The sequence below is a fragment of the Bathymodiolus heckerae thiotrophic gill symbiont genome (genome assembly GCF_900128515.1).
Classification (GTDB): Bacteria; Pseudomonadota; Gammaproteobacteria; order PS1; family Pseudothioglobaceae; genus Thioglobus_A.
This window is the reverse complement of sequence record NZ_FQTP01000094.1, coordinates 1-5058: the sequence shown is the minus strand read 5'-3', so window position 1 is coordinate 5058 and position 5058 is coordinate 1. Positions and strand designations below refer to the sequence as shown.

The following is a 5058-nucleotide window of genomic DNA, read 5'->3' as shown; positions in this document are numbered from 1 at the left end:
TTTATTATGAAAACGCGTAAGAGTTGATGAGTTTTTTGTAAAGCTGAATCAAAATTTAAAAAATATTCCGTTAAATATAGTAATGTATTTTCAAGAAATGGCTTTTTCGTGCAAGCACTAATTAATTTGAGTAAACGCTTATCCTGAACTTTATAGCCTAGGTGCGTCATTAATAAATCGTGATTAACTCGATCAAAGAACATCAACAGATAAACATCCACCGCTATACGACGTCCTGTCTTGATGATGTTTTGTATCTGCTTGACCGCTTGTTGCCCATTGCGCCCAGGGCGAAACCCGAAACTATGGGGCGAGAACTCAGGGTCGAAAATAGGCGTTAGGACTTGGGCAATGGCTTGCTGTATCACCCGTCAATAACGGTTGGTATCCCCAGTTGGCGTATGCCGCCATCCGGTTTATCAATCTCAACCCGTCGAACCGGTGAAGGTTGATAGCGTCTTATTGGCTTGAACCCGTTGCCATGCAGTTTTAAGATTATCTCGCCGCAAGACTTGTTTATTTCACAAATGTAGCCCATATTACGCTAAGGCTTCATATGGGCTACGATTATTTATATCTTTTAGGCGTAAGTAATAAATAAAAAATAGCCAGCATTAATATAAAAACTATTAGACTTACCAGATCATCGCGCACCTTGAAACCTAATCCAATCGAAGTAAAAAGCAGTTGAATAAGCGCCAAAATTAATACCGTCACTTTAACATTCTTGCGTTGCTGACCAAATATTATGTGGTGTATATGTGTTCTGTCAGCTACAAAAGGGTTCTTGCCTCTTGATATGCGGCGTATTAAAACAATGAGTGTATCCAGTATAGGTACTGCAGCTAATAGTAGTACACTGACTGGAGATATATAGTCATATTTAATCGAATGTACAGAAATAATTGCAATAAACAGACCCAATACCAGGCTACCACTATCGCCCATAAATATTTTAGCGGGCTTCCAGTTGAGTATAAAAAACCCCATTAGCGCACAAACATAACTTAAAGAAGTAAAAAACAAAAAGCTATCATCATATTTGTAACCCAGATAGGCAAAAGAAGAAATAATGATAATGCCTATTGATGCAGCTAAACCATCTAGTCCATCTATAAGGTTCATTGCATTAATAAAGCCGACAAAGGTAAAAACCAGAATCACTTCGGCAACTATAAGTGGCAGTGTTAAATCGTAGCCAGCAAAACTACCCAGCGATTGAATTGATAGTCCATTTAAGACAAGAACTAGAACGATACCGATCAGTATAATTAATTTATAAGTTGAGCGTATATTTTGCCTATCATCATATATACCAAGACATAAGGTCATAAAAAGTACGACTATTTCAGCTGTATTTAAAAAGCTGTCAAAGAATAGCTTGCCGAATATAAATGCAGTAAAAATAGCGATTCCACCACTATTCGCAGTGGGTTGCATATGCATAGTTCGTTTATTGGGGGAAGCTAGTAAGGAGAATTTTGGAGAAACTATAATTAATATTTTGCTAAGCACATAAGAGATAATAATTATAGTAGCTGACAAAAAAAATAGTTTGTAATCCAGTTCTAATATTATTTGACTGTTCATAATTCAGGTTGATTGTTTGCTTATAATGTGACGTAAATAAATGGATTATGCTTCAACTGATTGGTTCTCAATACGACTAACCATGCCTGCAAGCACCGCTACCATCACGGCAAAAAACAAAACCATCATATTATGGCCAAAAGAATAATTAGTTAGTCCAAAAATAAAAAAATCCCCAACAATCATTACCCCTAAAAAGCTTAAGTACTTAACTCTTGTATTATGACTTTTAACCAGTGAGGTATAAAAGAAATAAGCAGCTCCTGCATATAATGATAGATAAGCAAAAAGACCTATGATTCCGGTTATGACCATTATCTGTAATGCTTCATTATGTGCATGCCCAACTAAGTCTATTTTTCTTACTTCACCAGCGTCTATTTTTTCTTTCAATGCTTGCTTATATTCTCCGGAACCTATGCCAAATATCGGGTGTTCAATAAACATTAGCCACCCAGCCTTCCATTCGACTAGACGCCGTCCAGTCGAAGTTACGGATTCATCAGAATTACTATTGTAATAAGCTTGCGTATTTTTATACACGGAATCTACACGTGATTGTATATAGTCGTTTGAATAATAGACAAGTATCAAAGCCAGGATCAAGATAATACTGCCAATTATTTTATAAGCTTTGCTTAAGGGGGAAAACATTATAAATAAGCCGATAAAAAAAGGAATGGCAATCCAGCCGCCCCTTGTTCCAGATAATAGTGACCCTGTTATACCCATAATAAAGGCAAGTAGAGTGATAATATAGAATGATTTTTTATAACCAACACTATTGACCATAAACAACCCTGCCAGGCTCATCACTCCTAGCAATATACTGATATTACCGAAATTTATCTGCATGACATAGCCTTGAATATCATGCAGGTTTAAATGATATTTCTGATATAAAGCCAGCATTCCAGCGCCAATCGCACCAACCAATATGCCAATCATTAAGGGTGCCAGGCTTACTTTAATTGTCCTTAATGTAAAAAAAACTAGAATAACTAAAATAAACCTCGTGTAGTAATCTAGATAATGGAATCTCAGATCCCTTAAAATGACATCAAAAATTATCACTATTGGAAGTAGTAGCAAAGAACAAATCAATATTTTTTCTTTTTTACTGAGTGCCATATCAATTGGGTAATGTGCTATTAAAACAATCAAGGACAACAAAAAAATGCATATTGAAGATATGCTTGCGCCATGGGGAGTTGTTAAGATAAATGCTGGCATGGTTGACAAGGAAAGAGCGAGAGATTTTGTAATAATTTTATCCATAAGTCCTATAATTATCTTAGATTCAAATAATAAGTGTAATTCATTTTTAAGGGAATAAAAGGGTTAGCTGATGTGTTGTGTAAGCCTCCATGATTTGTTAAGCCATTTCAAGAACATTTTTTGATTTCTTGTTATAAAAGTTTATGCCTTTCTGGCGTATAGGATAAGATATAGCGTTGCTTAAGTTACAAAACATCCGCTATAAAACGACATGTTTTTTACTTTTCTTTAACCTTTAGCACGCAAATGCAAAAAAAGCAGTCTATTCTCTGGCTTACTTCCAGTTATCCTCGATATGAACAGGATAGCGCCTCTATTTTCCTGCGCTATCTGGCAGAATCTATCGACCATAAGGTTTTTGATTTGCATATTTTATCACCTGATGATCAATATGTAGATAACTCACTGTATTCACCCACAATCTTTTTGCATTATTTTAAGTACTTTATACCACGTCGCTTACAAAAACTGGCGTATAGATCGGGGATTTTGCCTAATTTAAAAGCGAATCCATTCCTCTATATTCAAGTGCCCTTTTTTTTGCTCTACCAGTTTGTTTCCTGTTACCGACTGGTGAAAAAGCTAAAACCTGCACTGATCCACGCTCACTGGGTTTTTCCACAAGGCAGCATCGCAAGTTTGATTGGTAGATTAACTAATACGCCTGTAATTATTACCGCTCATGGAGGTGATGCTTTTGCACTACAGGGTTCGTTGCTCAACAGAATTAAACTATGGAGTTTAAGGAATTGCTCTGCCTGGACGAGTAATACCTCGGCAACTGCAAATGCTTTTTTAGGGAATATTGCGCAACCTGAAATTATTCCTATGGGGGTTGATTGCCAGAGATTTGGCTCTGGTAATGCCCAGTTGTTACGCTCTGAATTAGCTAAAGGGGCTACGATCTTATTATTTGTCGGGCGCTTGGTTAAGAAGAAAGGCGTTGAAGATTTGCTAAGCGCCTATGCTTTACTTTCCGCAGCACAAAAAAAGCAAACACAGTTATGGATTATCGGTGATGGATCCGAAAGGAAGGCATTAGAGGAGCTTAGCAGGGAATTAGATATAGATAATAAGGTCAGGTTTTGGGGCAAATTACCTAATGAGCAATTACCGGATTATTATGCCGCTGCAGATATTTTTATAGCGCCATCTATCACGGATTCCACAGGAGATACCGAAGGTCAGGGGGTTACTTTGGTTGAGGCGATGGCAAGTGGTACGGCAATTATCAGCACTGATACCGGTGGCATTAGTGAGGTGATTGAACATGACCATACCGGAATACTGGCTTTACCGCAGGCTCCTCTGGAACTTAAAGCAGCAATCATCCGGCTTTTTTAGAGGATAGCAAGCTTCGCGAGCAGTTGGCTGAACAAGGCAAGCATACAGCGAAAAATTATGCATGGTCACGAGTTGGTCTTAAATTTCAGGCCCTATATAAGCGGTTAAGTTTTAGAAATTGATGATTTTCTGCTATAAACTATATATGCTATTATTTAAACAATAATCATCTTAATTGAGAAATATATTATGAGAACAACACTAAATATTGATGATGACATAATGAATAAAGTCATGTCATATACGGGACAGAAAAATCGATCCGAAGCTGTGCGGATTGTGCTCTCATCTTTTATAAAAGATCAAAAAAAGAAAAAATACTGGCTCTTAGAGGCCAGGTTGATATAGAAGATGACTGGGGTAAGTTACGCGAACTGGACACCAGCCCAATATCCTTAAACAGCTCTGCTAATTCATTAATTCGCTGCTCATCCGGCAAATCTGTTAATACGCAAATTAATCAAACCAGTTTTCAACTCGCAAACCATTAAAATCCTTAAAGTCCTCCGTATTTCGTGTAACAACGACAAGTTGATTAACACTTGCCACAGCAGCAATTTCACTGTCATATTTTGCGGGGCGGGGAGTCGCTATTTTTGCGAAAGCTTGTTTTGGGCATCCCAGCCCAAGCAAGCGGCAAAAACTTAACGCGACCGCTAATGCCTTCGGCGCCCCGATTCGTCCTCGTCACCTCGTCTCGTCCCGACCCAACAAGGGGTCGGAACATTGGCTCCAAATGACTTGACGCCGTGTCGGATGGCCTTTTATTTTGTCTCCACCTTCGCTATCGCTCAGACTCCGACAAAACAACCGGCCCTACGGCTATCGCGGACTAAAAATCTTCAC

Annotated in this window: 4 protein-coding genes and 1 pseudogene; 2 read left to right on the top strand and 3 right to left on the bottom strand. The window is 38.1% G+C overall.

What is annotated here, in order from left to right:
• Positions 1–119 precede the first annotated feature (119 nt).
• From BTHERMOSOX_RS09135 to BTHERMOSOX_RS09125, 3 genes and pseudogenes are all read right to left on the bottom strand, one after another.
• Positions 120–454: pseudogene (locus BTHERMOSOX_RS09135) on the bottom strand (reverse transcriptase domain-containing protein); the annotation flags it as partial.
• 113 nt (positions 455–567) lie between these two features.
• The gene (locus BTHERMOSOX_RS09130) at positions 568–1590 is read right to left on the bottom strand and encodes a glycosyltransferase family 4 protein (RefSeq protein WP_249360669.1); all 1023 of its coding nucleotides are present in this window, start codon (positions 1588–1590) and stop codon (positions 568–570) included.
• Between the two features lie 45 nt (positions 1591–1635).
• Positions 1636–2868 (bottom strand): O-antigen ligase family protein, encoded by a 1233-nt coding sequence (locus BTHERMOSOX_RS09125; protein WP_138120773.1) that lies wholly within the window; start codon positions 2866–2868, stop codon positions 1636–1638.
• A gap of 246 nt (positions 2869–3114) precedes the next feature.
• Here BTHERMOSOX_RS09125 and BTHERMOSOX_RS09120 point away from each other — a divergent pair, with 246 nt between their 5' ends.
• Positions 3115–4212, top strand: coding sequence for a glycosyltransferase (locus tag BTHERMOSOX_RS09120; protein ID WP_249360668.1), 1098 nt, complete (start codon positions 3115–3117; stop codon positions 4210–4212).
• A 189-nt stretch (positions 4213–4401) separates the two neighbouring features.
• Positions 4402–4560, top strand: a complete 159-nt coding sequence (locus BTHERMOSOX_RS12100) for a type II toxin-antitoxin system VapB family antitoxin (RefSeq protein WP_138120771.1) — start codon at positions 4402–4404, stop codon at positions 4558–4560.
• Positions 4561–5058: the final 498 nt, after the last annotated feature.